The organism is Cerasicoccus frondis (genome assembly GCA_031296915.1).
Taxonomy (GTDB): Bacteria; Verrucomicrobiota; Verrucomicrobiia; order Opitutales; family Cerasicoccaceae; genus Cerasicoccus; species Cerasicoccus frondis.
In genome coordinates this window covers 124216-147752 of sequence record JAVDPC010000017.1, presented here as the reverse complement: position 1 = coordinate 147752, position 23537 = coordinate 124216, and the positions used below count along the sequence as shown (strand labels likewise).

24 protein-coding genes are annotated in these 23537 nt (G+C 51.6%); 7 read left to right on the top strand and 17 right to left on the bottom strand.

Annotated elements, in window-relative coordinates:
* Positions 1–112: 112 nt before the first annotated feature.
* The gene (gene cimA, locus RBB63_RS14185) at positions 113–1702 is read right to left on the bottom strand and encodes a citramalate synthase (protein ID WP_309385393.1); all 1590 of its coding nucleotides are present in this window, start codon (positions 1700–1702) and stop codon (positions 113–115) included.
* Positions 1703–2763: 1061 nt separating this feature from the next.
* Here cimA and hflX point away from each other — a divergent pair.
* The 5 genes from hflX (at position 2764) to RBB63_RS14160 (ending at position 7358) form a co-directional block, all read left to right on the top strand.
* Positions 2764–4062 (top strand): GTPase HflX, encoded by a 1299-nt coding sequence (hflX, locus tag RBB63_RS14180; RefSeq protein WP_309385391.1) that lies wholly within the window; start codon positions 2764–2766, stop codon positions 4060–4062.
* 9 nt (positions 4063–4071) lie between these two features.
* Positions 4072–4932, top strand: a complete 861-nt coding sequence (locus RBB63_RS14175; protein ID WP_309385389.1) for an outer membrane lipoprotein-sorting protein — start codon at positions 4072–4074, stop codon at positions 4930–4932.
* A 4-nt stretch (positions 4933–4936) separates the two neighbouring features.
* Positions 4937–5317: a DUF983 domain-containing protein gene (locus RBB63_RS14170; RefSeq protein WP_309385387.1), complete on the top strand. Its 381-nt coding sequence runs from the start codon at positions 4937–4939 to the stop codon at positions 5315–5317.
* Between the two features lie 67 nt (positions 5318–5384).
* Positions 5385–6053, top strand: a complete 669-nt coding sequence (locus RBB63_RS14165; protein ID WP_309385385.1) for a hypothetical protein — start codon at positions 5385–5387, stop codon at positions 6051–6053.
* A 96-nt stretch (positions 6054–6149) separates the two neighbouring features.
* Positions 6150–7358 carry a tetratricopeptide repeat protein gene (locus tag RBB63_RS14160; RefSeq protein ID WP_309385383.1) on the top strand — a complete coding sequence of 403 codons (1209 nt, stop codon included), beginning with the start codon at positions 6150–6152 and terminating at the stop codon, positions 7356–7358.
* Positions 7359–7640: 282 nt separating this feature from the next.
* On the opposite strand, the gene RBB63_RS14155 is transcribed toward RBB63_RS14160, so the two are convergent.
* Positions 7641–9053 carry a dienelactone hydrolase family protein gene (locus RBB63_RS14155; RefSeq protein WP_309385381.1) on the bottom strand — a complete coding sequence of 471 codons (1413 nt, stop codon included), beginning with the start codon at positions 9051–9053 and terminating at the stop codon, positions 7641–7643.
* A 330-nt stretch (positions 9054–9383) separates the two neighbouring features.
* On the opposite strand from RBB63_RS14155, the gene RBB63_RS14150 reads away from it, so the two are divergent.
* Together RBB63_RS14150 and RBB63_RS14145 are read left to right on the top strand one after the other, a co-directional pair.
* On the top strand, positions 9384–11612 hold the full coding sequence (locus tag RBB63_RS14150) for a ribonucleoside triphosphate reductase (RefSeq protein ID WP_309385379.1): 2229 nt from the start codon (positions 9384–9386) through the stop codon (positions 11610–11612).
* Between the two features lie 51 nt (positions 11613–11663).
* Positions 11664–12374 carry an anaerobic ribonucleoside-triphosphate reductase activating protein gene (locus RBB63_RS14145; RefSeq protein ID WP_309385377.1) on the top strand — a complete coding sequence of 237 codons (711 nt, stop codon included), beginning with the start codon at positions 11664–11666 and terminating at the stop codon, positions 12372–12374.
* Positions 12375–12695: 321 nt separating this feature from the next.
* On the opposite strand, the gene RBB63_RS14140 is transcribed toward RBB63_RS14145, so the two are convergent.
* The 15 genes from RBB63_RS14140 to RBB63_RS14070 form a co-directional block, all read right to left on the bottom strand.
* Positions 12696–13187: a hypothetical protein gene (locus RBB63_RS14140; protein ID WP_309385376.1), complete on the bottom strand. Its 492-nt coding sequence runs from the start codon at positions 13185–13187 to the stop codon at positions 12696–12698.
* Between the two features lie 125 nt (positions 13188–13312).
* The gene (locus RBB63_RS14135; protein WP_309385374.1) at positions 13313–13693 is read right to left on the bottom strand and encodes a hypothetical protein; all 381 of its coding nucleotides are present in this window, start codon (positions 13691–13693) and stop codon (positions 13313–13315) included.
* Positions 13694–13707: 14 nt separating this feature from the next.
* Positions 13708–14127, bottom strand: a complete 420-nt coding sequence (locus tag RBB63_RS14130; protein ID WP_309385372.1) for a hypothetical protein — start codon at positions 14125–14127, stop codon at positions 13708–13710.
* A 91-nt stretch (positions 14128–14218) separates the two neighbouring features.
* Positions 14219–15010, bottom strand: coding sequence for a hypothetical protein (locus tag RBB63_RS14125; RefSeq protein WP_309385370.1), 792 nt, complete (start codon positions 15008–15010; stop codon positions 14219–14221).
* A gap of 391 nt (positions 15011–15401) precedes the next feature.
* Entirely contained in the window at positions 15402–16022 is a 621-nt protein-coding gene (locus RBB63_RS14120; protein ID WP_309385368.1) for a phosphotransferase-like protein, read from the bottom strand.
* A 32-nt stretch (positions 16023–16054) separates the two neighbouring features.
* Positions 16055–16537 carry a GNAT family N-acetyltransferase gene (locus RBB63_RS14115; protein WP_309385366.1) on the bottom strand — a complete coding sequence of 161 codons (483 nt, stop codon included), beginning with the start codon at positions 16535–16537 and terminating at the stop codon, positions 16055–16057.
* Between the two features lie 86 nt (positions 16538–16623).
* Positions 16624–17226: a phosphotransferase-like protein gene (locus tag RBB63_RS14110; protein ID WP_309385364.1), complete on the bottom strand. Its 603-nt coding sequence runs from the start codon at positions 17224–17226 to the stop codon at positions 16624–16626.
* A 52-nt stretch (positions 17227–17278) separates the two neighbouring features.
* Positions 17279–17809 (bottom strand): CHAP domain-containing protein, encoded by a 531-nt coding sequence (locus tag RBB63_RS14105; RefSeq protein ID WP_309385362.1) that lies wholly within the window; start codon positions 17807–17809, stop codon positions 17279–17281.
* Positions 17810–17836: 27 nt separating this feature from the next.
* The gene (locus tag RBB63_RS14100) at positions 17837–18400 is read right to left on the bottom strand and encodes a GNAT family N-acetyltransferase (protein WP_309385360.1); all 564 of its coding nucleotides are present in this window, start codon (positions 18398–18400) and stop codon (positions 17837–17839) included.
* A 407-nt stretch (positions 18401–18807) separates the two neighbouring features.
* Positions 18808–19311 carry a hypothetical protein gene (locus tag RBB63_RS14095; protein WP_309385358.1) on the bottom strand — a complete coding sequence of 168 codons (504 nt, stop codon included), beginning with the start codon at positions 19309–19311 and terminating at the stop codon, positions 18808–18810.
* A 120-nt stretch (positions 19312–19431) separates the two neighbouring features.
* Entirely contained in the window at positions 19432–19668 is a 237-nt protein-coding gene (locus tag RBB63_RS14090) for a hypothetical protein (protein WP_309385356.1), read from the bottom strand.
* Positions 19669–20170: 502 nt separating this feature from the next.
* Positions 20171–20506 carry a hypothetical protein gene (locus RBB63_RS14085; RefSeq protein WP_309385354.1) on the bottom strand — a complete coding sequence of 112 codons (336 nt, stop codon included), beginning with the start codon at positions 20504–20506 and terminating at the stop codon, positions 20171–20173.
* A gap of 536 nt (positions 20507–21042) precedes the next feature.
* On the bottom strand, positions 21043–21513 hold the full coding sequence (locus RBB63_RS14080; protein WP_309385352.1) for a hypothetical protein: 471 nt from the start codon (positions 21511–21513) through the stop codon (positions 21043–21045).
* A gap of 127 nt (positions 21514–21640) precedes the next feature.
* Positions 21641–21997, bottom strand: coding sequence for a hypothetical protein (locus RBB63_RS14075; RefSeq protein WP_309385351.1), 357 nt, complete (start codon positions 21995–21997; stop codon positions 21641–21643).
* Between the two features lie 1201 nt (positions 21998–23198).
* Positions 23199–23507, bottom strand: a complete 309-nt coding sequence (locus tag RBB63_RS14070; RefSeq protein WP_309385348.1) for a DUF4469 domain-containing protein — start codon at positions 23505–23507, stop codon at positions 23199–23201.
* Positions 23508–23537: the final 30 nt, after the last annotated feature.

Below are 23537 nucleotides of genomic sequence, written 5' to 3'. Positions count from 1 at the left end.
CGACGCTCAAGCCGCCTTGCTGGACACGAAAAATCACTGCGGCCTGATCGGCCAATCTAGATGAAAAGTGCTCTAGTTTACAAGGCCGACTTCTTCGCTCCAGTACAGGCGCTTATCCCTCGCCCAAATCCAGAGCGATCTTGTAAAGGAAAGCATCACGCAGCGCCTCGAGCGACGCCTCGATGATGTCGTCCGAAGCGCCTACGGTGCCCCAGAGATTCTGGCCATCCGTGGACTCAATCTGCACGCGCACAATCGCCTTGGATGCCTTTTGCCCGTCGAGCACGCGCACCTTAAAGTCTGTCAGCCGCACATCGTGCACTTGCGGGAACACCGCTTCGAGCGCCTTGCGCAGCGCGCCGTCCAGCGCACCGACCGGGCCTGTGGCCTCATCCACCACGTGGTAAATTTTCTCGCCAATCTTGACCTTCATGGTCGCCTCGGCCGTCACGTCGTCCTTCCACTCGCCGTATTCGTCGTTGAGCTTGAAGTTCTGAATCGTAAACGGGTCTTCCTTGCCATCGATGTAACGACGGACCAGCAGCTTGAAGGAGGCGTCGGCGGCCTCGTACTCGTAGCCGCGAAATTCGAGCTGCTTCAGCTCATCAAGAAAGCCCTTCATCGCTGGCGACTTCGACTCGACGTCGAGCCCCATTTCGTGCGCCTTCATCATGATCGATGCACGGCCCGACATATCGGAAACCACCACCCGGGTGCGATTGCCGACGAGCTCCGGTTCGATGTGCTCGTAGGAATGCTTCACCTTGTTGACCGCATCCGCGTGTACGCCGCCCTTGTGAACAAAGGCCGAAGCGCCCACGTAGGGCTGTTTGCTGTCGTGGCGCTGGTTGGCGAGCTCCGCCGTGAAAAGCGACAAGTCACGCAGGCTGGCGATCTTGCCCGAACAGGCCATTGGGTAGCCCATCTTGAGCGACAGGTTCGGGATAATCGTCGTCAGGTTGGCGTTGCCAATGCGCTCGCCATAGCCGTTCATCGTGCCTTGCACCATGGTCGCGCCAGACTCCACGCCCGCCAACGAAACGGCGACGCCTAACCCGGCGTCATTGTGGCAATGCATGCCGATACGGGTGTTCGGAAAATGCTTCACGACCTGACTCACGATATCATTTACCTCGCCGACCAGCGTGCCGCCATTGGTGTCGCACAAGGTCAGGAATGAAGCGCCACCGCGTTGCGCCGCCTCCAGAGTCGACAAGGCGAACTCGGGGTTGTCCTTAAAACCGTCAAAAAAGTGCTCTGCGTCGTAAACCACTTCACGGCCATTATCGACGAGGTAGCGAGTCGTATCCTCGATCATGCGGAGGTTTTCGTCGCCCGTGGTGCGCAGAACCTCGGTCACGTGCATGAGCCAGGTTTTGCCGAAAAAGGTCACGACCGGCGTCTCGGCGTCCAGCAGCAGCTTCACCTGCGGGTCCTCCTCCACGGCCATCTTCGCGCGACGGGTCGACCCAAACGCCGCCACCTTGGCGTGCTTGAATTTGACCTTCCGCACCTGCTCGAAAAACGCCATATCACGCGGATTCGAGCCCGGCCAACCGCCCTCAATGTAGTCAATGCCGAACGAATCCAGTTTCTCCGCCAAACGCACTTTGGAGCTGACGGTGAATGAAATGCCTTCGCCCTGCGTGCCGTCGCGCAGGGTCGTGTCATAGACGTAAACGTTGGGTTTCGCGGAGTTCATCGATCGGGAAAAACGGAGCATTGTGCCAGATTCCCTGCTTCCGCCAAGTCTGAATTCGGAGTTTCGGCCTGAGCCGACGTCTAAAACACAATGGCCCTTCGACGAAGAGATCCTCGGCAGTTAGCGCGTTTTTTTCGGAATCGACCGATATGTCGTGGTTAGCATGCTCCACTTTTGGTTGAAGCACCCCTTTTCGCGTGCGTAAGTCGTTGATGCCCAGCTCGGATTATTAGTGAAAGCCACTCACTAATAAAATGCTCGTGCGTTCACTTTAAGTTTGCGACCAGGCGTTGAAATCTTAGTGTCTTATTGATCACTTCATTTCCCTTTCTGCGTTGCCCCCCAGACGTAGCATAGGCGTCCCGCCTGTGCCCTACCCCATCTAACTGCACACAGACGCATCCCCTTCGCATTGGCGTCCCGCTGGTGCATTCAGTCAGTTGGAAATCGGGGCACAGGCGGGACGCCTATGCTACCCAATTGCGCCACTCAACTCCCACACCTTACCCACATCTCCCATCCCCCCAACTTTCAAACCTCCCAACTTTCAAACCTTCAAACCCATGAACTCCCCCTCCCCCCAACACCCTCCTTAGCGACCACCACGTAGGTATCCCAGTCGACGCCATGCGGGGCCATTCGGGCCGCGTGCATTGCGTGACGGGCAAACAGGCTCATTCGCGGACTGGCTTGGTGACAGCAACCAGCCTCGCGACGCCCACCGTTGCCCGACCCACTCTTTGCACGACGCCCTATGCCAGCCTGGTCAGCGCAGCATCGACGTGTGAGCAACGGAGTTATCCGCCGCTCCGGTAGGCAGCCCCTGAGCCGCCTGCGCCCCACCTACGCCTCGTCCCGGCGAGCGGGCAGTTAGAGTAGTGTTCTTTGATATGCAATCACGGCGAATTTACCCCCCCCCCGCCCCCTAGGCTCAGGTCATCCAATCGTTGAAAAGCGCTCGGAGAAACTGCTTGGCAATGCCTTACTCCAAAGTCTGCAAGACGCCCCGTGAAATCCCGTTGCTATTCGGCGAAATTGCCTGTTAGCTGAGATATTTACGCATGATCCAAACTGATGACTTAAACCCGATGATTAACAACGCATTCCTCCTCGGAGTGCGGGGTCCGAAAATGCCTGAAGGAGAGGCCGAAACGCTCCTGGAAGAACTGGAGGAACTCGTTTCCAACCTCGGCATCGGGGTTGCAGTGAAGCAAGTCGTCAAAGTCCGTGAGCCCAACGCGGCGTTCCTGCTGGGTTCGGGAAAAGTTCGGGAAATCGCGCAGGAAATCAAAGATCGTGGCTGCGATTCGCTCATTTTCGATGAACCGCTTTCGGCGGGCCAACAGCGTAACTGGGAGCGGGAGCTCGGCGGCAAAGTCCTCGTGATCGACCGCCAGGAAATCATTTTGGACATTTTCAACAGCCGCGCGCAGACCAAGGAGGCTTCGTTGCAAGTCGAGCTTGCGCGCCTGGAGTACGAGCTGCCGCGCATGAAACGCGCCTGGAGCCACCTCGACCGTCAACGTGGCGGCGGCGCCGTCCAACGTGACGCCGGTGAAACTCAGCTCGAAATGGACCAGCGGATGATTCGCACGCGCATTTCCCGGCTGAAAAAAGAGCTCACCGAAGTGCTCCAACACCGCGAAGTGCAGCGCAAAAAACGCCAGCGCGTCCCCCTCCCCACCGCGTCCATCGTCGGCTACACCAACGCCGGCAAATCCAGCCTGCTCAACCGCGTCACTCAGTCTGAGGTGTTGGCGGCGGATAAGCTCTTTGCCACGCTGGACCCCACCACGCGCCGCGCAGATCTGCCCAATGGCCAGACTCTGCTCATGACCGACACGGTGGGCTTCATTCGCCGTCTCCCCCACCGCTTGGTGGAAGCGTTCAAGGCGACGCTGGAAGAAGCCGTCGTGGCGACATTTCTCATCCATGTGCTCGACGCATCGAGCCCCGATGTCGCTCACCACTACGCGACGACGATGAACGTGCTCAAGGAGCTTAAGGCGAACGAAAAGACGATCATTACTGTTTTCAACAAGATCGACGCCGTCGAAAACCGGATCGACCTCGCCATGCTCAGGCACGACCACCCGGACGCCTTATTTGTCAGCGTGAAAACCGGCGAAGGCATCGATACGCTGCTGACCAAGTGCCAGGAATACATCGGCGAATGGGGCGAAAGCGTCGAGCTGATGATTCCCCACGATCGCTACGACCTCGTAAACCGCCTACATGAAGCAGGCGCCATTACGAATAAGGAAGTGCAAGACAACGGGGTTTACATTGAGGGCACCGTGCCGCAGCGCCTGCTTGACCCAGTGAAACCATTTCTAATAAATGGCAGGACGCTTGCTTAATCGTCTGCCATGAAAATACGCCTTTCACTGCTACTCATTGCCGCCCTGCCACTGGTTGGCTTCCGCACCGTCTCGCCCGAAGAGAAGGCCAAAGAGATCATTCAACGCGCCGAAGGCCACTTCTCCATTCAGGAATACGCCGAGCTTTACCGCTACGTGCGCATCACCAATCTTGGCGAAGTCTACGAGGGCCAAATGCTGATCATTTTTCGTTACCAAAACAACGAAATCCAGGGCGTATTCCGACTCATCCCGGATGATGACAACGAGGGCGTCACCCTGCTCAGCCTTCAGAAGCCCAACCAGTTGCCTGAGCTCGCCTTTTTCGATCACAACACCGATCAGGGCGGCCCCGTTTCCCTCAAGGACTTAAAGACGAAACTGGGTGACACCGACTGGTATTTTGAAGGCATCTACGACGACGACCACAACCCCTGGTATTACAACAAAGTGGGCACAGCCTACTTCCGGGGCGACACGGTCGATGTCATTCAATCACGCTACCGCGACCCCAAACTCCGCGACGCTGTCGGCTACGATTACCGCCACATGCTCGTGCGCCAGGAAAACGAGCGACCGCTCAGCATCGAATTCTATGACTTTGCGGATCAGCTCATCTACTCCGTCGAAATCCTGAGCAACGAAGACTTCGAGTTTCGCGGCGAGCAGAAATCGCGCGCCAAGCAAATCCAACTCATCGATTATCAGACTGGCTCGACCACGGTGCTCACCCGCATTCGCAGCAACTGGAACCCACAATTGCCGGATAACATTTTTAACCTCGAAAATGTCGAACAATGGAACGCGTCCACTGATCGACTCGTGACCACAAAGCTACTGCGCGACCTCCCCAACGCCCACGCCCACTGATTGCATGCCCCCCTCCTCCGGTGAAATCCTATCCCGCGGCCTGACCGGCAGTTGCCCCAAATGCGGAAACCGCGGCCTGTTCCGCAACTGGTTTAAGCTTCAGGAGTCGTGCCCTCATTGCGGCCTTACGCTGGGCAAGGAAGACGGTTTTTACCTCGGCACCACCTCCATTGGCTACGTGCTGGCCATCATCATCGTGCTGATTCCGGTTTGTTTCCTGGTCGTCACCGACATCATTGGCGTCTGGACCGGCGTCACCATTGGCATTTTTGGCAGCCTGCTACTGGTTGCGGCCATTTACCCGGCGATGCTTTGCCTGCTGATCACGATTTACTATTTATTCAAACCGCAGGAACTCGCGGATTCAGAAGAATCTGCCGGTTGATTTCAACAATGCGTGCTTGCGAGAAATCTCATTGCCCTTACCGTTTGGGGCGCAAAGTATCCATACTATGAAAAACGCTCTCATTTTCATCTGCGTAGCAGTCATCGCGGCCCTGGCCGCAGGGCTGTTGATGTATAATGAAACATCTGAGACTGAGCCGGTGGCGGAAATGATCGAGTCAACCCCTGAGCCCGCCCAGCCATCGCCAAGCGCCGCAGAACTTGCCGCCGCAGAACAGCAGGCGCTGGAAGAAAAAGCCCGCGCAGACGAAGCAACCCGCCTGGCAGAAGTTGCCGCCGCTCGCATGGAAGCCGAGCGTGAAGCCCACTTAAAAGTGCTCAATGAGCGCTTGGCCAAAGAGGCTAAAGCCCGTGAAAACGCCGAACGCGCCGCCGAAAACATGCGCATTAAAATGCAGCGCCTCGAAGATGAGCGCAAGACCATGGCCGAGCAGGAAGCCGCCCTCAGCGAGCGCGCCGCCAAGGCGGAAAAAGATTCCCAGGCCAGCCAAGCCCTAATCCGTGAGATGGAGCGCCGCCAAGCCGAACTCGAACGCCGCAATGCCGAGATCGAGATGATTTCCCAGAAAACTGAAGCGCTCGAAGCACAATCCGCCTCCATCAAACAGCGCCAAATTGAGATCGAAGAAGCCATTTTTGCTTCCGGTGGCGAAATCACCATTCCCGGCTACAAAGTCTGGTCTCCCAACTACCGCCCCCACCGTTTCGGCGATTAATCCAGCGCAATTAACGTCAATAAACTGTCGCCAACAACTCGGCTATAAGTCTTCTTTCTGGCCATGCATTTGGTGCGCATAGTGCAGCTACTTCAGATGGGACGCAGCCGGGAAGCCGAGGAAATCGCGCGGGACTGGGTCGTGGAAGACCCCAACAACCCCGAGTCCTTCTACTGGCTGACCCGCGCCATGCTCAACCAGCGCAAGCATCGCGAAGCGCTGAAGCCTGTTGAAGCCGCCATTGCGCTCGACGCCATGGACGCACGCTTTCACAACATCCAAGCTGAGGCGCTTTTTTTCTCCGGCAAGCACCGCGCCGCCATCAAATCCCTCAATACCGCCATTGAGCTGGATCCCGACAGCGAAGATAACCTGATCCTTCTCGGCTACGTGCAGCTAAAGCTCGGCCAGCGGCCCAAAGCGCTTGAGTCCGCCAACCGCGCTTTGGCGCTCAACCCAGTCAGCACCGAAGCGCTCCAACTGCGCGCCTCCGTGCTGGCTCGAATGAATAAAAAAGAAGCCGCCGAGGCAGACATGGCGCAGGTGCTCGCCGATGCCGCCGACGACGACAGCGCCCACCTGACCCAAGGCTGGAACTGCCTCCTCGGTGGCTCGTATCAACAGGCCAGCACCCACTTTGCCGAAGCTCTCCGCATCGACCCGACCAATGACGGTGCGCGCCAGGGGCTTCTCCAGACGTTTAAAGCGCGCAGCGTCGTCTACCGGGTGCTCTTCGGCTTCCTCCTCTGGTACGCCAAGTTGCCCACCATGGGGCAGCTCGCCTTCTTGGGCGGTTTTATTCTCCTGCGCGACGACATCCCCTACTGGCTCGGCATGGCGACCAATTCCGTCGCCGTCTACATTCTGGTCGATTTCTCGATTACCGTTTTTCTTATTCTGCTTCTGGCCAAAGACGCACTGTTCAACCTCGTCATTTATTGTGATCCATCAACTCGCATCGCGCTGAACGACGAGGAACAGCGGGGCGTCATCTGGTCCAGCCTCTTCCTGCTCGGCATTGGAGCCGCAGCGATGGCTCGGCTATTCACCGGGGACTATCTTTACGTCACCCACGCCCTCGCCATGGCGCTGGGCGCCAGCATCGTCACCGATATTTACGAACTGCGCAACGAGGCCAGCCGTCGTCAAATCTGGCTTGGCATGCTGGCTATCGTGGGACTCAGCGTCTTTTTTACGGTCGGTTATTACACCGGCATGCCCGAAGCGCGCACCTTCGTCTCGATGAGTCTGCTCGCCATGCTTTTACTCGCCTTCCGCGTCAACCACCTGAAGGAGCAAGAGTGACCTTGCTGCCTGCTAGAGCACTTTTCATCTAGATTGGCCGATTCAGGTGGGGTAGAGATTGGATGCAGCGCAAGGCGGCTTTGATTGAGCGGGCTGGAAGCCCGTGATTGAAATGCCAACGCCGCGAACTTCCAATCTGGCCCCAAGCCCTAAACCGAGTGCTTTTCCGCACCAGCGTTGTTGGCTTTTCGCTCACAGGCTTCCAGCCTGCGACGCTCAAGCCGCCTTGCTGAACACGAAAAATCACTGCGGCCTGATCGGCCAATCTAGATGAAAAGTGCTCTAATAACTAAAATCCGTGTAATCGAAGAAAAAGCCCGCGTTATCCGGATCATCAAAAGGCGGTTCGATCGGCAAATATTGCAGGGAGAAAAAACGCCGATCATCTTGCCCGAGGGGCGTCCCGATGGTGATGTCATTGTCGTCCCCATCAAAGTCCGAATCCAGTTCGTTCCAGACGGATAAATCGTCACTGTAGAGCCATTGATAGTTCAGCCGCGCGTTCGTTGAGGCGACTAAATCAACCATCCCGGGCGACGGTTGCGGCTCCACGGCCGTCGACGGGCCAGCCTTCAAACAATACTCCAGCCACTTGAGCACTTCCTCGCGGCAAAGGCGTTTTGCTTTTTGGTCAGCGTCTTCGTTGTTGGTGTTCCAGTCGATCTCCGCCGCAAGGCTCGCCAAGTCGAATGAGTGCTCCACCAAGTCCATGATGTAGTGATGCTGCAACGGGTCATCCACTCCCTCGGTCTGCGCCTGCAAGCTGGACGAAAGCAATTGCTTAATCGGAAAGAGCGTGCCCGTCATTGGAAGCACATTAGGGTTGGAAACGCCCAGCAGGGAATCTTCCGTCCCGTGGAATGCCAGCACCTGCATCCGTCGGTCCAACATATAGCGCCCGGCGGTAACCGAGCTGGCTTGGCCATGATAGCCATAGTGCGAGCCGCCCCCGTAATAAAAGGCGCCAAACTTCGGAAACGGCAAACTATCCGGAATGCGCACCGGGCTGTCTACCGCCTTGGTGGTCGTAAACTCTTCTTCGTCGTCTGAATCGTAGTCAATGTAACTCACCTCGTAGTTGATAAGGTCGACTGACACATCCAGCACTGCGTTCATGCCAGTCTGGGCGCCATGAGAAAAGCCCATGAGGCCGATATTGTCCACGTCGACATCACTTCGATCCGCCAGGTAAGACAGCGCCGCCACCACATCCTTGGGGCGCTCGTAATTGGGTGAACACACATCGTCGTCAACCGCAGGATCGTAGCTTGGGCGACGGCTACTGTAGTTGCCAGGGATTCCGCGCGGGTTGTAGCTATCGACCAGCAATGCAATGTAGCCCATATCCGCCAGCAGTTCCCCCCACTGTTCCAGGTGGGAAAGCGGGCCATTGGCGATGACGTCATTCGACCACATGCCGCCCGAGCCATGCAGGATGATCACCGTGGGATACGGGCCGCTAAATACATTTACATCAGGCACATAAATCTGCGCAGCCAGCGTCAACTGGTTTGGATTGTTCGGATAGCCCGGCAGCGCAGCAAGGGCCGCAGTCGGCGTCGGGTTTACCTGACGTTCCAAATTCTCCGGCATGTCAAAGTAGACGATTTCCGTCGTGAAAGCTGCTTGCACAGCGGTTGCCAACATCAGGCTAGCCAACGCAAAGGCGTGGCGGGGAAACAGTTTAGCAGGCATAGTTGTGGTGAATAAAAACCATTAAGCCTAGCAAATTATCATACTTTGGGCAATCACAGGCATGGACGCCTCAATCTTTACCGAAAAGTTTACAAGCAGCAGCACAAGCGACACATGCCTAAATGGCTTTAGAAAAGTTCCTGATAATACTTTGCAACGCAAAGCTTCCCTACTCCGCCACATCAGAAATGCTCATGCAATAAGCCGCTGTTCAGCAGCCAAATGCTGCGCCTTCTAACCATTCAGTTCAGACGGATTTTCCCGGACAGTTTTACTTCCTCTGCTATGGTTGATGCCTCAACTAACGCAACACCACAAAGGAAAGGTAAAATGACTGGAAACCATGACGAACTATTATTGTTCGATCGGCCCAACGCGGCCTTAAACTCGGAAACGGACTTACTGCTGAACACCTCGGGCGTGCGCTGGATCCGCAAGCGCGATGGCAAGAAGGCAGAGTTTAATCCGATGCGCATTGTCAACGCCATCGCCAAGGCAGGCGAGGCAACCGGAGAGTTTGGACGCGATGAAGCCATGCAGCTCGCATTGGCCATCGTCAATCGCTTTGCGGAAACGCTGGATGCACAGGCGCCAACCGTGGAGCTCGTGCAGGATATTGCCGAAGACATCCTCATCGAATCCAAATTTCGCAAGACCGCCAAAGCATTCATCATCTACCGGGATCAGCATGCCCGGAGACGCGCGATTCGCAACCAGACCAAAACGGAAATCGTTGAGCAATACCTCAAGAAACTCGATTGGCAAGTTCGCGAAAACAGCAACATGGCCTACTCCCTCCAAGGGCTGAACAACTACATCTCGTCCGGCATCAGCCAAAGCTTCTGGATGAGCGAGGTGTATTCGCCTGAGATTGGCGAGGCGCACGAAAACGGCGACTTCCACATCCACGACACCAATCAGCTGAGCGTTTACTGTGTGGGCTGGGACCTCTTCCAACTGCTCAGCGTCGGCTTTCGTGGCGTGCCGGGCAAAGTGGAGTCCGCCCCCGCCAAGCACCTGCGCAGCGCGCTCGGCCAAGTCGTGAATTTCTTCTACACGCTGCAAGGCGAAGCCGCTGGCGCCCAGGCGTTTTCCAGCTTCGACACGCTGCTCGCACCGTTCATTCGCTACGACAACCTGGACTACGCGCAGGTCCGACAAATCCTGCAAGAGTTCATCTTCAACGTGAATGTGCCAACGCGCGTCGGCTTCCAAAGTCCGTTCACCAACATCACACTCGACCTACAATGCCCCTCGCACTACGCGACGCATCCGGTGCTGCGCGGTGGTCAATTTACGGACGATGTTTACGGTGATTTCCAAGAAGAAATGGATGTGTTTAACCGCGCGTTTTTCGACATAATGAGCGAAGGTGACGCCAGTGGCCGCTTGTTCTCGTTCCCGATCCCCACGATCAATTTAACGAGCGACTTCAACTGGGAAAACCCCAACCTCACCGGGCTCTGGACGATGACGGGCAAGTTTGGCATCCCCTACTTCTCCAACTTCATCAACTCGGACATGAGCCCCGACGACGCGCGCTCCATGTGCTGTCGCCTACGCATCGACAATACGCAACTCGAGCGACGCGGCGGCGGCCTCTTCGGCGCGCATCCGCTCACGGGCAGCATTGGCGTGGTGACCATCAACATGCCGCGTATTGGCTTCCAATCGAAGAACAAGCGCGAGTTCTACCGCCGCCTGACCAAGATGATGGACCTGGCGCGCGACAGTCTCGAAACGAAGCGTAAGTTCCTCGAAGACCTGACCGACGCAGGCCTGTATCCCTACACGCAGTATTACCTGCATGACATGAAGAACCAGCATGGCGTCTACTGGAAAAACCACTTCTCGACCATCGGCCTGGTCGGAATGAACGAGGCATGTCTGAATTTGTTCGGCAGCAATATCGCCAGCGACAAAGGCCGCGCCTTTGCCAAAGAGGTGCTGGAGTTCATGCGCATGCGCTTGGTCAAGTATCAGCTCGAAACCGGCAACCATTACAACTTGGAAGCGTCGCCTGCCGAAGGCACTTCCATGCGGCTTGCGCTGAAAGATCAAGACCTTCATCCGGGCATCGTTTGCGCCAACCCAAGTGAGGTAATGCGAGGCGGTCCGCCCTACTACACCAACAGCACGCACCTGCCGGTCAACTACACAGAAGACCCCTTTGAAGTGCTGTCACTGCAGGAGGAAACACAGGAGCTCTACACCGGCGGGACCGTCATTCACTTGTTCCTCGGCGAGCGCGTGAGTGATCCGGCATCGGTGCGCGAGTTTGTGAAAACCGTGGCGCTGAACTACCGGCTCCCCTACTTCTCACTCACGCCGACGTTCAGCATTTGTCCGACGCATGGCTATGTCCCGGGCGAACATCACCATTGTCCCGAATGCGGCGCCGAAAGTGAGGTCTACTCGCGCATTGTTGGTTATTTGCGCCCCGTCTCACAATGGAACGATGGCAAGCAGGCCGAGTTTAAGAAGCGCGCCAAGCTGCGTGTGGATACCGAGCCTGATCTGTCTGCTCACCGTAAGATGCAGCAGGCTCAGTTGCTATGACGAACAATGGCAGGGGCAGCGCCCCCCAACTGCCCCTGCCACCTCCCCCCAATGAACCTCGGCGGCCTCATCAAAAACTCGCTCCTTGATTTCCCTGGTCGCCCTGCGGTGGTGATCTTCACCCAAGGATGCAATTGGCGCTGCCCGTATTGCCACAACCCGAAGCTCATTCCACTTTGCGATGCAAATAAACTTTGCGACGCAGAGTCTCACGTAACGCCGCACGAAGTCTTTGAATTGCTAGATCGGCGGCCTCCTGCAGCACGAAACATTGTGGTCACCGGCGGCGAGCCCACCCGCCAGCCACAGCTCATTCAATTTCTGCAAGAGTGCAGGCGGCGTGGTTTCGGCATTAAGCTCGACACCAATGGCGGCAACCCCAGCGTGCTGAAAGAGCTGCTCAACGCAGACCTCATCGACTACGTGGCGATGGACGTCAAGGGCACGCTGGGCCACTACGAGCGCTACTGTGGACGGCGCACTCTACCGCTGGCCCTGGCAACGTCGATTACTTTGCTACGCAAAGCTTCCATCGATTACGAGTTCCGCACGACCGTCGTCCCGGCGCTGCATAAGCCGAAGGACTTCGATGTCATCGGCCAATGGCTGGCCGGCGGCAAGCAGCTGTTCCTCCAGCCATTTCGCACGACGAGTGAAATTCTGCGGCCTAAACTTGCGGACAGCGAGACGCCGTCAGCCATGTTTATGGAAGCCTGCGCGATCGCCGCCAGCCAATGGCTGCCCACACAAATCCGAAATTAACGGCATGGTTTGGTCCCAAACGCCTCGGTGAAAATTACCGAGTAACCAACATTCAACTTCTTTCGCTACCGCCGCAGTTTGCCCACGCCTGGAGATCACTTCCGCGACTTCAATTACCACTAACTGTCCCCGTCCCTGCATCGAACTGGAATGGCTTTGCGTCTTCGCGCCTTCGCGTGAACCACTCATACGTAATTATCTCACGCGAAGACGCAGAGGCGCGAAGAATTGCTATGTAGGGGCATACTGACCGAACGTTGAAATTTGCTACTCGGATGGAACAGCGGGAGGAATGACCAGCGCGGAATCCGAGTTAGCAACCTAGTCTTGTTGGATGTTGTTTTCTGTTTTTAGATATTTCCTGAGCGTCTCGCGTGCTTCCAACTCTGCTAATTGTCGCTCTGATGCGAGCGGCTGCAGTGCAACAGCGAGCAGTCTAGCAGCTTTTTTTATGTTCTCATTTCCTACTCCTGTTAGGGATTCATCGGATTCAATTGCTTCCTGTAAGCCATTCCCAAATTCTTTTTCGCTCCATTCTGGTCGGCTTTGTGCCTGAAGCAGTTCGGTGTTGGCTTCAATATAATCAGCGATCTGCGCTAAATGGTCTTTCATTGCAATTCGCCGGCTATCATCGAAGAGAAACCTCGAATTTGAAGCACTATCCAGGGCAGGCGCCGTAATGAAGAGATAGTCGTTGTTAAGGCGAAGAGCTTCCGCTTTGCCTTCCGAATTCAAGAGGCCCACTCGCAGTAGAGTCGAAACACTTCGATAATGGAGTGCGTCAGCATAAGCGTATTCCATTCCGATTTTCATCCCGCAAGTAAAGGAGAGACCCAGCAGTAGAAGGATGCCAATAATCAGGCCCGCGATCTTGAGGTTCCTTCTCTTCATTTATTCATCAACGCTAAGATTATATACGAAAATATGCTGTTTTTACGTCATGTATCCTGACCGGTTGTCTTTTCGTTCAGTGACCACAGGATCGTGGGTGGATTCGACTGGACTTGGGTTAACATCTCTGACTTTTCGAGAGAAACTAAGGTTTGATGAATAACAGCATAATCCAGAACGGATTCATTGACGGACTCCATCCATGTTTTGAAATGCCCTGCATCAATGCCGATTCCTGTAATTGACAACAGTGGCAGTTCAATCTGCTCACCGTCGCTGTTTGTACAGCATATGTGTTCCCCATGACTACGACATTCCCATCCTATCACATCATCTTCATTGCAGTCCCATGGATCAATGCCGCGTCGTTTCAACTCGTTGAAAAGCATCTTTTGCTTAAATAAATATGTCCTGAAGAGATCGGTCATATTCTAAGAAAACGTCAAGAGGTGGCACGGCGAATGCTGTTGCCCCCCTCGTCTGGTTCAGGTTTTAGTTCGATCTGGCGCATCAGTCTAGTAATTGGGGATATGCAATCGTCTTCTTCCTCATCTGAGCATTGATAATAGTCGATGTGTGTCCGATGGAGCTCATTTTCTCTTTCTAGGATTTCCCTTATTCGTCCCCATGTCGATTCATCTGATTCTTTCAAACCGTGATAATCTTCAAAGGAACCTAGGATTAAAGCCATTAGTGTAAACCGCTCGTCGTCGCTTTCAGTTTTCTTTTCGTAGAAGCTTAAGAATTCATCAACTCGATTTGGGTCTGCACATTCGAGCTCCCAATCTTGCATCCATGGTTCTTCAATTAGACCGAGTTCCTTATTGAGTCGATTAATTGCCGCTCTAGTGGGATGTCTCATTTATTATCCAAAAGCTAAAAGTAGATGCCCGTTATGGAGCGCCGAAAGGCGCGGATTGAAGGGGCAGCCATCTCGACTGGTTCGCATGCTGTTATACCATCCAAGAAACTGGCGAAGGATTAACGGCAAAACGATTATTACTCCATTGGCTATCCTTCAAGAAATCTGTATGCATTTCAATGCTAGGGAAGGCAGCCGATCCGCTGATCATACGGCCCACCCCTGGATACTCAGTATGAGTTTCAAATAGTAATGCGCCATCATGATGACAAAATACACGCTCCATTTTTGTGTATGAATCAGGGTTTGAATATTCACAACTCCAAATCAGATCGCTTACTGCAATCAACTCGGCCCATTCTGGAGAATTTCCACTTCTGTGGCGTGCTCCTGGGTGTAGATAATTAAGACTCCATAATGCAATTCCCGCTAGGAAATCGTCTAAACTGCAACTCAAGTACTGGCTTCTTACATTTGTCTCGGTGTCTAGTTCAGTGAATTCGAAAGTCCCATCATGCTTTTGGGAAACAGACAGGCTAACAGAATCATTACGATACCAAAAGTGTACATATTTCCCTTCTCGAACCTGCATTTTTCTTGGATTACAGACATTTCTTGAGGGGCACATTTCAAGTTGACTAGCACCAATCCTCAAATGAGGCCACCGATTTACTATTCCAGAGAAAACAGTCAATGATCTTGGCAAATCGGGAGTGACATGTTCACCTCCACCGATGAACTCAAATTCTATGCGCTTCGTATTGCCAACATTCTCACAGTCGGCAGGAAGTATTTGGTTTGTAATCAGTGTGTTGGCCCAAGTGTTAATAATATCACGAAGCCCGGATATAAAATCTCTCGATTCTGTTAGATTGTGTAGCATATTCATATTTCCTCCGAACGCCAAGGTCAGCTGACCGTCATGGAGCGCCGTAAGGCGCGGAATGAATGGTCAGCTATCTCGACTAGTTCGGTTGCTGGTTGCGGTTGCATGGTCGTGGAGTGGGCATCTTTGTAGGTGGGTTTCAGGCAGATGGCAATTCCTCAGTGTGATGGGAATACCTTTTCTGTGGTGGAATGGCTTTGCGTCTTCGCGCCTTCGCGTGAACCACTCCTACGTAATGATCTCACGCGAAGACGCAAAGGTGCGAAGAATTGCTAAGGAGGGACATATTGACCGAACGTCAAAGATCAGCCGCGAGTGTCAGCACGGAGCGTTGACACCCGTTGGCTGTATCGCTTGGTTCGGTCTATTACTGCCTTCAGGGTTTCGGTTATGACTCCATTTTTTGCCATTTATCCCGGCTTGTTCGATTTTCTTGGTTTTGTTGCCGCAACTGCGATAAAGCAGTGGGTTCAATCCCAGAATCCAACATTTCTAAAACTCTGTCGCTACACTCCTGGGTAGACAACACAGAGGTATCCAGTTCTAAATCATAGAAATTTCCAGCGTTTTTATGCACGGAATCAAACTGCGTTTCCAAATTGGATAAAGCACCCTCGTCATCCTTTTGTTCGATTCGAATTCTTGCTTTCATCATTTCCAACGGGCATTTAAGCCCAATATAATATGTCCGTATATTTTCGAAATGCTTTAGCAGGTTATTCTCGACTAAAGGCTCCACAGTCAGCGTGTCCAGAATGATACTATGACCTTCTCGAACAAGAGAGCTGGAACTAGCATACAATGCTGAAGCCCAATTGAAATGAGGCCATTCAGATTTCGGTATTCCCACTAGCGCTGGCGCCATCGTATGGCAATAAAAGACATCCATCGATAATATCAATGCAGGGAAGTTTAGTCTCAATTGAAGTTCTTCCGCCAAACTACTTTTGCCCGTCCTAGAGGGGCCATTGAGAATTATAGCTAAAGGTTTTTTACTACTAGATTCCATATTGCTTAACTAATTTATCGAACGCTAAGAGGTCAGACGCGAGCGCTTGCGCGAGTTGTCTGCACCGATTGGTTCGGCTCTCGTTCCATAAGGAAGTGAGTCTTGGTTTCTCCAGTATCCTTGAATCCATATCTCAGATACAAGCTCTTCACTGGGTTAATCTTAATTACTTCAAGTTTCGTTGGTAGTCCCTTCGTGTCAGCCTCCTGAATCAATCGATCCATGAAGTGCGATCCAATTCCTTGCTTCTGGAATTCAGGAAAGAGATAGAATTCTCCAAGGTGTAAATCTTCTTCGTTTCTAACTATTTCGATGGTTCCGATGTCACGATCTTCAAATGTGATGATCTCTGGCTTTTGTGCGTTCCAGTCCTTTCGATGGAATTCTATTTGTTCCTGCTCGACCCATCCCCAAATCGGCTCAACGTATGATCGAAGTGCCGCTTTCTTAACTTCGTAGCAAAAGCTACGGTCTTCTTCGCGAACAGTTCTTAGATCTAGTTGGTTTGTGTCCATTTTATTTTTGCCGAACGTCCCGCTTCAGCTATGACCGGCCCCTGCGCACGCAGGGATCATGACCATGCGAAGCGTGGGCATGAAGGTCATTGGTTGGAAGCGCTGGTTCGATTCTTTTCTCTTAATGTATCAAGAGCTTTTTCTTGTGCTGTGGAAGAGAGTAGCTCCAGAATTTTCTGGGCACAATCTTTGGTGGTGAGTTTGGAGGTGTCGAGTTCAAGGTCGTAGCATCCTCCCGCGTTTTGATGAACGGAGGAGAATTGCTCCTTCACTCCGTTGATCGCTTTCGGACTGTTTTCTTCTCCCTCTCGCATTCTTGTGAGTAAGGCCTCCAAGGGGCAAAATAAGCCGATGAAATAGGAATCTAAACCTTCGAAATGGTCTAGTATATGATTCTTGCTCAGGGGTTCTACCGTAAGGGTGTCCAGTATGAGATCGTGCCCTTCAAGAACCAGTGCACGGGACGTGGCATAGAGAGCAGATGCCCAGTTCAGTTTGGGCCAAACCTCTCGTTTAATGTCGGCAAGTGCGGGCACCATGATGCGACAGTAGAAGCTGTCCATGGAAAGGATGAGGAATGTTTGGGGTAGGGTTCGCTGCAATTCGGCGGCCAAGCTGCTTTTTCCGGCTCGAGTGGGGCCATTAATGATGATCAGGCGGCCTGCTTGGTTTCTTTGGGATGTGTTCATTGAATCTGTATTTTATCCAATCGCTGAGCACTCACGCGGCGGCTTGTTAGAGTTATTTGGGTTCAGGTAGTCGAATGAAGCCCCGAATCGTTTCATCCATATTCCTTTCAAATATTCCAGAACGATTATGATATCCACCTTCTGCTGTGGTCAAAGTTCTTTCAGATGCTTCAAGTACAATGCCAATGTGGTCAAATTCAGATTCTGACATAATCCGATCAAATATAACAATGTCTCCCGGTAGTGGACCGCTTGGAATCACCTCTCGATCAAAATAAAAATCATTTTCTCTCTGACTCGCCCAGTTGTGCCAAGCAGGAACGGCAGCCAAGGTCCATCGAAAATCAGTCACTGGTTTAGCTGGAATCCGAAAACCTGACTCTAGACAACAATAATACACGAATGCACAGCACCATGAATATCCAACGTTCGTATCTGAATACTTATCCCCACCTCCATTGTGGTTCATCGCGTCTCTAAACAGAGCCAGATACTTTTCTATAGCATCGCCTGCCATGGCATCGTTACCTTCGAGGTTCATAGCGCCTTCCTGTCTACCGATAATTGCTAACTTGGCTCTCATTGCACAATTTTAAATTCTGCTCTAACGTCAAAGCATGGCGCGGCATAAGCCGTTGTCACCACTGCCTTGTTCGGCTTGTTGTGAGGTGATAGCGTATATAAGCTGATCAAGAATATCTCCATCCTTTACAACGCTCTGCTTCATGCGCCCTTCTCGGATAAATCCATTCTTCTCAAGGGTTCGTTCTGAAGCAGGATTATTCGCATATGGGACGGCGAAAACTCTATGCAACTGAAATGTAGAAAACAAATATTCAGTGAAGGCTCCAACAGCTTCTGTAGTGATTCTTTGCCTCCAAAATGGTTTGCCTAGCCAATAGCCGATCTCAGCAGTAAAGCGATGAACGTCACTCTGGACTGATGCCGAAATACCTCCGCAAGCTTCACCCTCGACTTCGATGGCTAATGAAACAGCGGGCGAAACGTCAGAAACACGTTCAAGGTAATCGCGTGCATCTTGCAAAGTATATGGATGAGGGAAAAAATCTCGAAGATGTAACCAAATGTCTCTTTCGTTGGCATACTTGGCCAGAGATTCTGCATCATCTCTTGTCCAAGGACGCAATGTGCTATGTATGAGTTCTATTCGCATTGGTTTTCTGCCGAACGTCGAGGTGTCACGCGGGGGGGGGCGCAGCCCCCGGAGTTGTGACCACCGTCTGGTTCGCACTTAGTTGTTCTTCTTTAATCGCTTGTAGAATCCCACCCAAAGCAATGGCTCCTTTATTTCCTTCATCATCTTCACTTGGTTTGATCTTGGCTGGGACAGATACCATGTTTGAAACTTCTGTAGATACTCTTCACCAACTCCCATCCGCCACCCGATAGAGCCTCGTGGTATGTTCGGAAATTTGATCCAAGGAGGATTCATGAGTCCTTGCTCGTTTAAATCGGGAATCTCGGGATCTGGAAAGCTCTGGACCTTTTTGAACATCGATTGGCTTTATCTCTTTTTTGCGAACGTGGAGGGTATGGGCGAAAATGCGCCCGCATTTTTCGTCACATATCCTGACTGGTTATACCCATCTGGGTTTGGTTTCGCTGCATGAACAAGAGAAAATCCTCTTGGTCACACTGGTGAACTAGCATTTCAGACTCAGTCAATAGAGCCTGAAAAGCTGGATAGTAAGCGTCTTCATCATCTTCATCGTCATTGTAGTCAAAGTTAACCCATATCATATATTTTGATGGTGCCTCAGCAAGGATCTCCTGCAGTTTCGAGAATAGATCTTTAATTCGCAATACGGTCAAAGAGTGGATTTGAACTTCAATCCATCGGGAATAATTATGGATTTCACTTAAGCCATATGCGCTGTCTTCCATATGCTCAGAAGAATATGGAAACCCTGCGACACTCAGTAGACATTCTATCTTTTCAACTACGTTCCAATATTCTTTGTCGAAGTCATCTTCCGTGAAGGTGCCATCAAACTTAGGAGTCTTGAACTTCACTTTGAAGTAAGAGGTGAATTCCTGACCTGTAACGTAACGGACTTCTTTCATCTGGTGGTATAATGTGGAGGAGTCTCAAGAAGTGAAGCGCGGAGCGCGAAAGGAATTGAGACGACCGTCTGGATGGGGTTTTCCCGTTAAATTTATATCGGCTTTTACATGAGGTATCGCTCATACGCTATCCTTTTCTTCTTTCGTGAATATGTAGATGAGACGAACCACGCTAAACGGCACAGCAATCAAAAAGCCGACCACCATTCCGTATATACTTCCGCCGAGCATGCTTCCATCTTTGGGTCCTGGAGACTGGTCTAGAAGTGCTGCAACAGTCATTCCGATAAAAGGTGAAGAAATGAAAATCGCTGCGGCAATCAGAACCGTGATAATTGCGCTTTTCAATTTTCTCATTTTCAACCCATCGTGGAGGGTATGTGCGAAAAATGCGCAGCAATTTTCGTCACATATCCCGATTTGTTAGCTAAATGGTTGGTTGCCGAAGGCTCCCGTACGGCAGAGAGCAAAGCCAAGTTTAGTTACGCATATTGTAGAGTATACACCCAAGATTAAACTGTTACTAAAGATTGATGTGTATAAACAGAAAAAGAGAGCCAAAAGCCCGAGCAATACAACTATTACGATAGATTCGACAATGCGGTCTCCATTGAGTGTAAATCCTGCAGCACCAAGGCAGTAAAGAGGAAGTGCCCAGAAAACAAAACTTTGGAGAGTGCCTTGAACTGTCCAACCCACAACACCGCCAAAAATACTCATGACGAACAGGCATGTCCAACAGTGCTTGTGATTCACGTCTGGGGATTCGTCCATTCCTTTGCTAACGCTAAGAGTAGCTGACCGTCATGGGGTGCCGCAAGGTGCGGAATGAAGGGTCAGCTATCTAGATTTGTTATATTTAGTTTTCTAGAATGCCAGCCTCAATCATTTGTTGCTTTCTGGTCTCAGGAGATTCAGCGAAATATTCTTCATGCCAAAATGGAGGCAGTTGAACTTTTTCATCGCTTACCTCTAGGATTCCTTCCCCTTCCAATACCCCTATCAGCGAAAGGATTTGCTCAGCAAGTCCATCGGGAATCGGATCATACTCGTTTGCCATATGATCTATGAATTCCTGAATCTCGTGCTGACCATCTGCTGCCAGAAAGATAAGTTGATGCCAAGGTTCCATCGTGATCACCCGCGGAGCTTTCGATGAACGCGAATCGTTCACTGCGATCTGCTTCTCTGACATCCAGTGCCAGGTGGCACATCGGCTGAAGTATTTATCCCTCACTTTTCATATAACGCTAAGAGTAGGTGCGATGTTAATCGTCACCTATCTCGTCTAGTTCTGTAACAGCTCATGTTTTATGAGAAAATACCAAAGAACCCCTGAACCGAAAAATATTACAATCAACATTTTCCAAGAAAAAGATGGTTTTCTCGCTTTAGGGTTAACTAGTGGTTCCAATACCTGATCTTTGCGCTTCAACAAGCTGCTTTTGGGTTCAAGTGCGCAAACAATTCCTATAATTGAGTTTAGACCAAGAAGTATTAGATATATCCAATTTGCACCGCTCGGTTCACCATCGCTAGCAAGCAAATATATGAACAGAAAAGCTAAAATGCTGGTCAATGCATATATAGTGCAATTGAATCGACGTGCAGCTATAGCCTTTTCCCAATGTTGATTGTTCCACATTTGTAAGCTTCTACAGAACGCTAAGAGTAGCTGACCGTCATGGAGCGCCGAAAGGCGCGGAATGAAGGGTCAGCTATCTCGTCTGGTTAGTCCTCTTTTGTAGTTTCGATTTCATCCTCGAATCTTTCAGGGCTAGCCAAAAACTCAAGCATCAGAGCTTGAGTGAATTGACTCTCAGAATTCTTCGTAGATAGAAAATTTCTTAATGCAGGTGTCAGCGACTTATCCCAGTCTTCCCGCGTTTCTTGGAGCTGAAAAAGGAGATCTCCGATAGTCAAGGACATGGCAGGGCCTACTCTATAAATTACTTTCACAAACCTCCATAGGTATCTTAATGGCCTACTCCATTCATGCTTCTTTGTGAGAATAGAAATGTCATGGATTTTAGCATCGGAGTCTATGACCCACTGAAAGTTAGCTTCTGGGCGAACTGATTCCACTGTCTGAAAGGTATCGTCATCCAACCAATCGATCTGCCAATGTTTTTCCCAATCCTCATCGGTGGGAATAACCATGTCATCAAAGAGAAAAATCGCTGGATGGGGAAAGGCTCTCATATGTTGGACTAACGTAGAGGGTATGTGCGGAAAATGCGCCAGCATTTTTCGTCACATATCCCGATTGGTTAGACCTTTCGTATACCTTGGGTGAGCGTCATAAACTATAGGTGTGGTCAGAGTCGTTTTAGCTTCCTGTGTCCAAATACATCGTTCCATTTTTGTATTCTCCTAACCCCTCAAAGAATTTGTGGTGATCAGTTTTGAAGTATTCGAAACTAGCATTGTTAAGTCGAAATAAAAGGATTCCCTGAGTGACTTTTTCGGATCCTTCGGTAATATCGAAATAAAGCATGTCATCTGGTGGATCTTTCCACATCAGTTCGAACTCAATCTTTAAAGGTCCATTGCAAACATAAGCATCCGGATCCCAATCATGGTTTCCGGAGGCGATGCGTTCGCAGTTCTCGGAAACATCTGCGATGAATTTTTCATAGGAAGAGTAATTGGAAATGCCAAACGCCCAAAAGACACGATCCATCATGATATTTTGCTTTTTGTCTAACGCTAAGAGTAGGTGCGATGTGAATCGTCACCTACCTCGCTTGGTTGGGCTTTCAGCTTTGATGATTCAGTTCTCATTTTAGCTTCCAGAAGTCAGATATCTTTGGCAAGCATCCACATCCGAGGAGTTGATGTTTACATTTCGGACATTGTTCATTCTCGCATCCTATCGCATGTAGGTTTCCGGTTGGTGCATCGCATTCTATACATGTAGCGGTCGCATCATCCAGGATGTAGTCACCAAGCTCTCCTGTTTCACTTCCACAGGGCACTCTAGTATATTCAGCACCTGATATGGAGATAGTGTCAAAGAATTGAGACTGCCTAACTTTTGCGTTCATTTGTATCTGTCCAACGTAGACGATTGGTGACCCTATGCCGCAGAGCGAGGAACGAGCGGCGCGGTATAGAGGGTCACCAACTCGGACTGGTTGTGATTTTTGTGTTTCAGCCCGTGACATATGTCGGACAGCTTGGAAATCAATTTATTCATGGCAAATTGCTCAGTGAAGATCCTATGGGACAAGGGAATCTATTCATTCGTCATCATCGTCATCATCATATCCTCGGTTTCGTAATGAATTCCTCCAGCGAAACCTATCCTTCTTCTCTAAACTACTATCCAGTCTTGCCATAGCAAACTTGTTGTAGGCAATCGCAGCAGAGACCAAAACGGCCAAAATCATTATGTAGATCATCCTTTTCTCTCTCTCACAACTTAAGTTATACATGAAATCTGTCATGTATATCTTTGGTTTTAGTTTCACAGGATTCTAGCTGAAAGATATTGTTGGTCAAGGGGATTGGCACTTATAAATAAGTATCGTGTGGTTTTTTTATGTACGCGAATTTTCTTACGAATAGTGAAATGCTTTCATGTGCAGTTCGCGCACATAAAGCCATGAGGAGACAAACGCCGAGGTTCCACCCGGGGGAGTAGCCTGGGCGCCAATCTCCTAACCCGCCCTGCTGTCTCTCTGAAACGGCCTTGTCGTTTCCCCAAACCCTGCCCTTTGTCTTCCCGAATCCAGGCGTATGTTTCCCCGAAAGCTCTGCGGATGTCTTCCGCTACGCCCCGGGGCGTAGCATCCTTACGCCCCGGGGCGGAGGGAGCTTACGTCCCGGGACGTAGAGGGATTACGTCCATGGACGTAGCGAGCGAGATAGCCTAAGGTTTGGGGTTAAGCAACGGCTTGCTGAGTGGGAGGAGACGCCTGGGTTTGGAACAACATTGGGGCGGGCGCCGTGCCAACCGTCACGGTGGTGTTGTCCCGCATACGGGAGCGGACTTCGATCTGATACTCGCCGGGTGGCAGGTCGTAGGACGTCTGGAAGATGACCCATTGCGGCTCATTGACGACGACTTCGTCCATGCGGATGCCGGGGGCGTGGAACTGCCCCGGTGGAACCAGGAACACGCCCTCGTCCGGCGCGGCGTCGTTGAACTTGAGTCGCGCGCCGTAAAGCTTGAGGTTCGCTCCGGGCGCCACGGCGGACGGCAACCTTGACCTGGTGGCGCT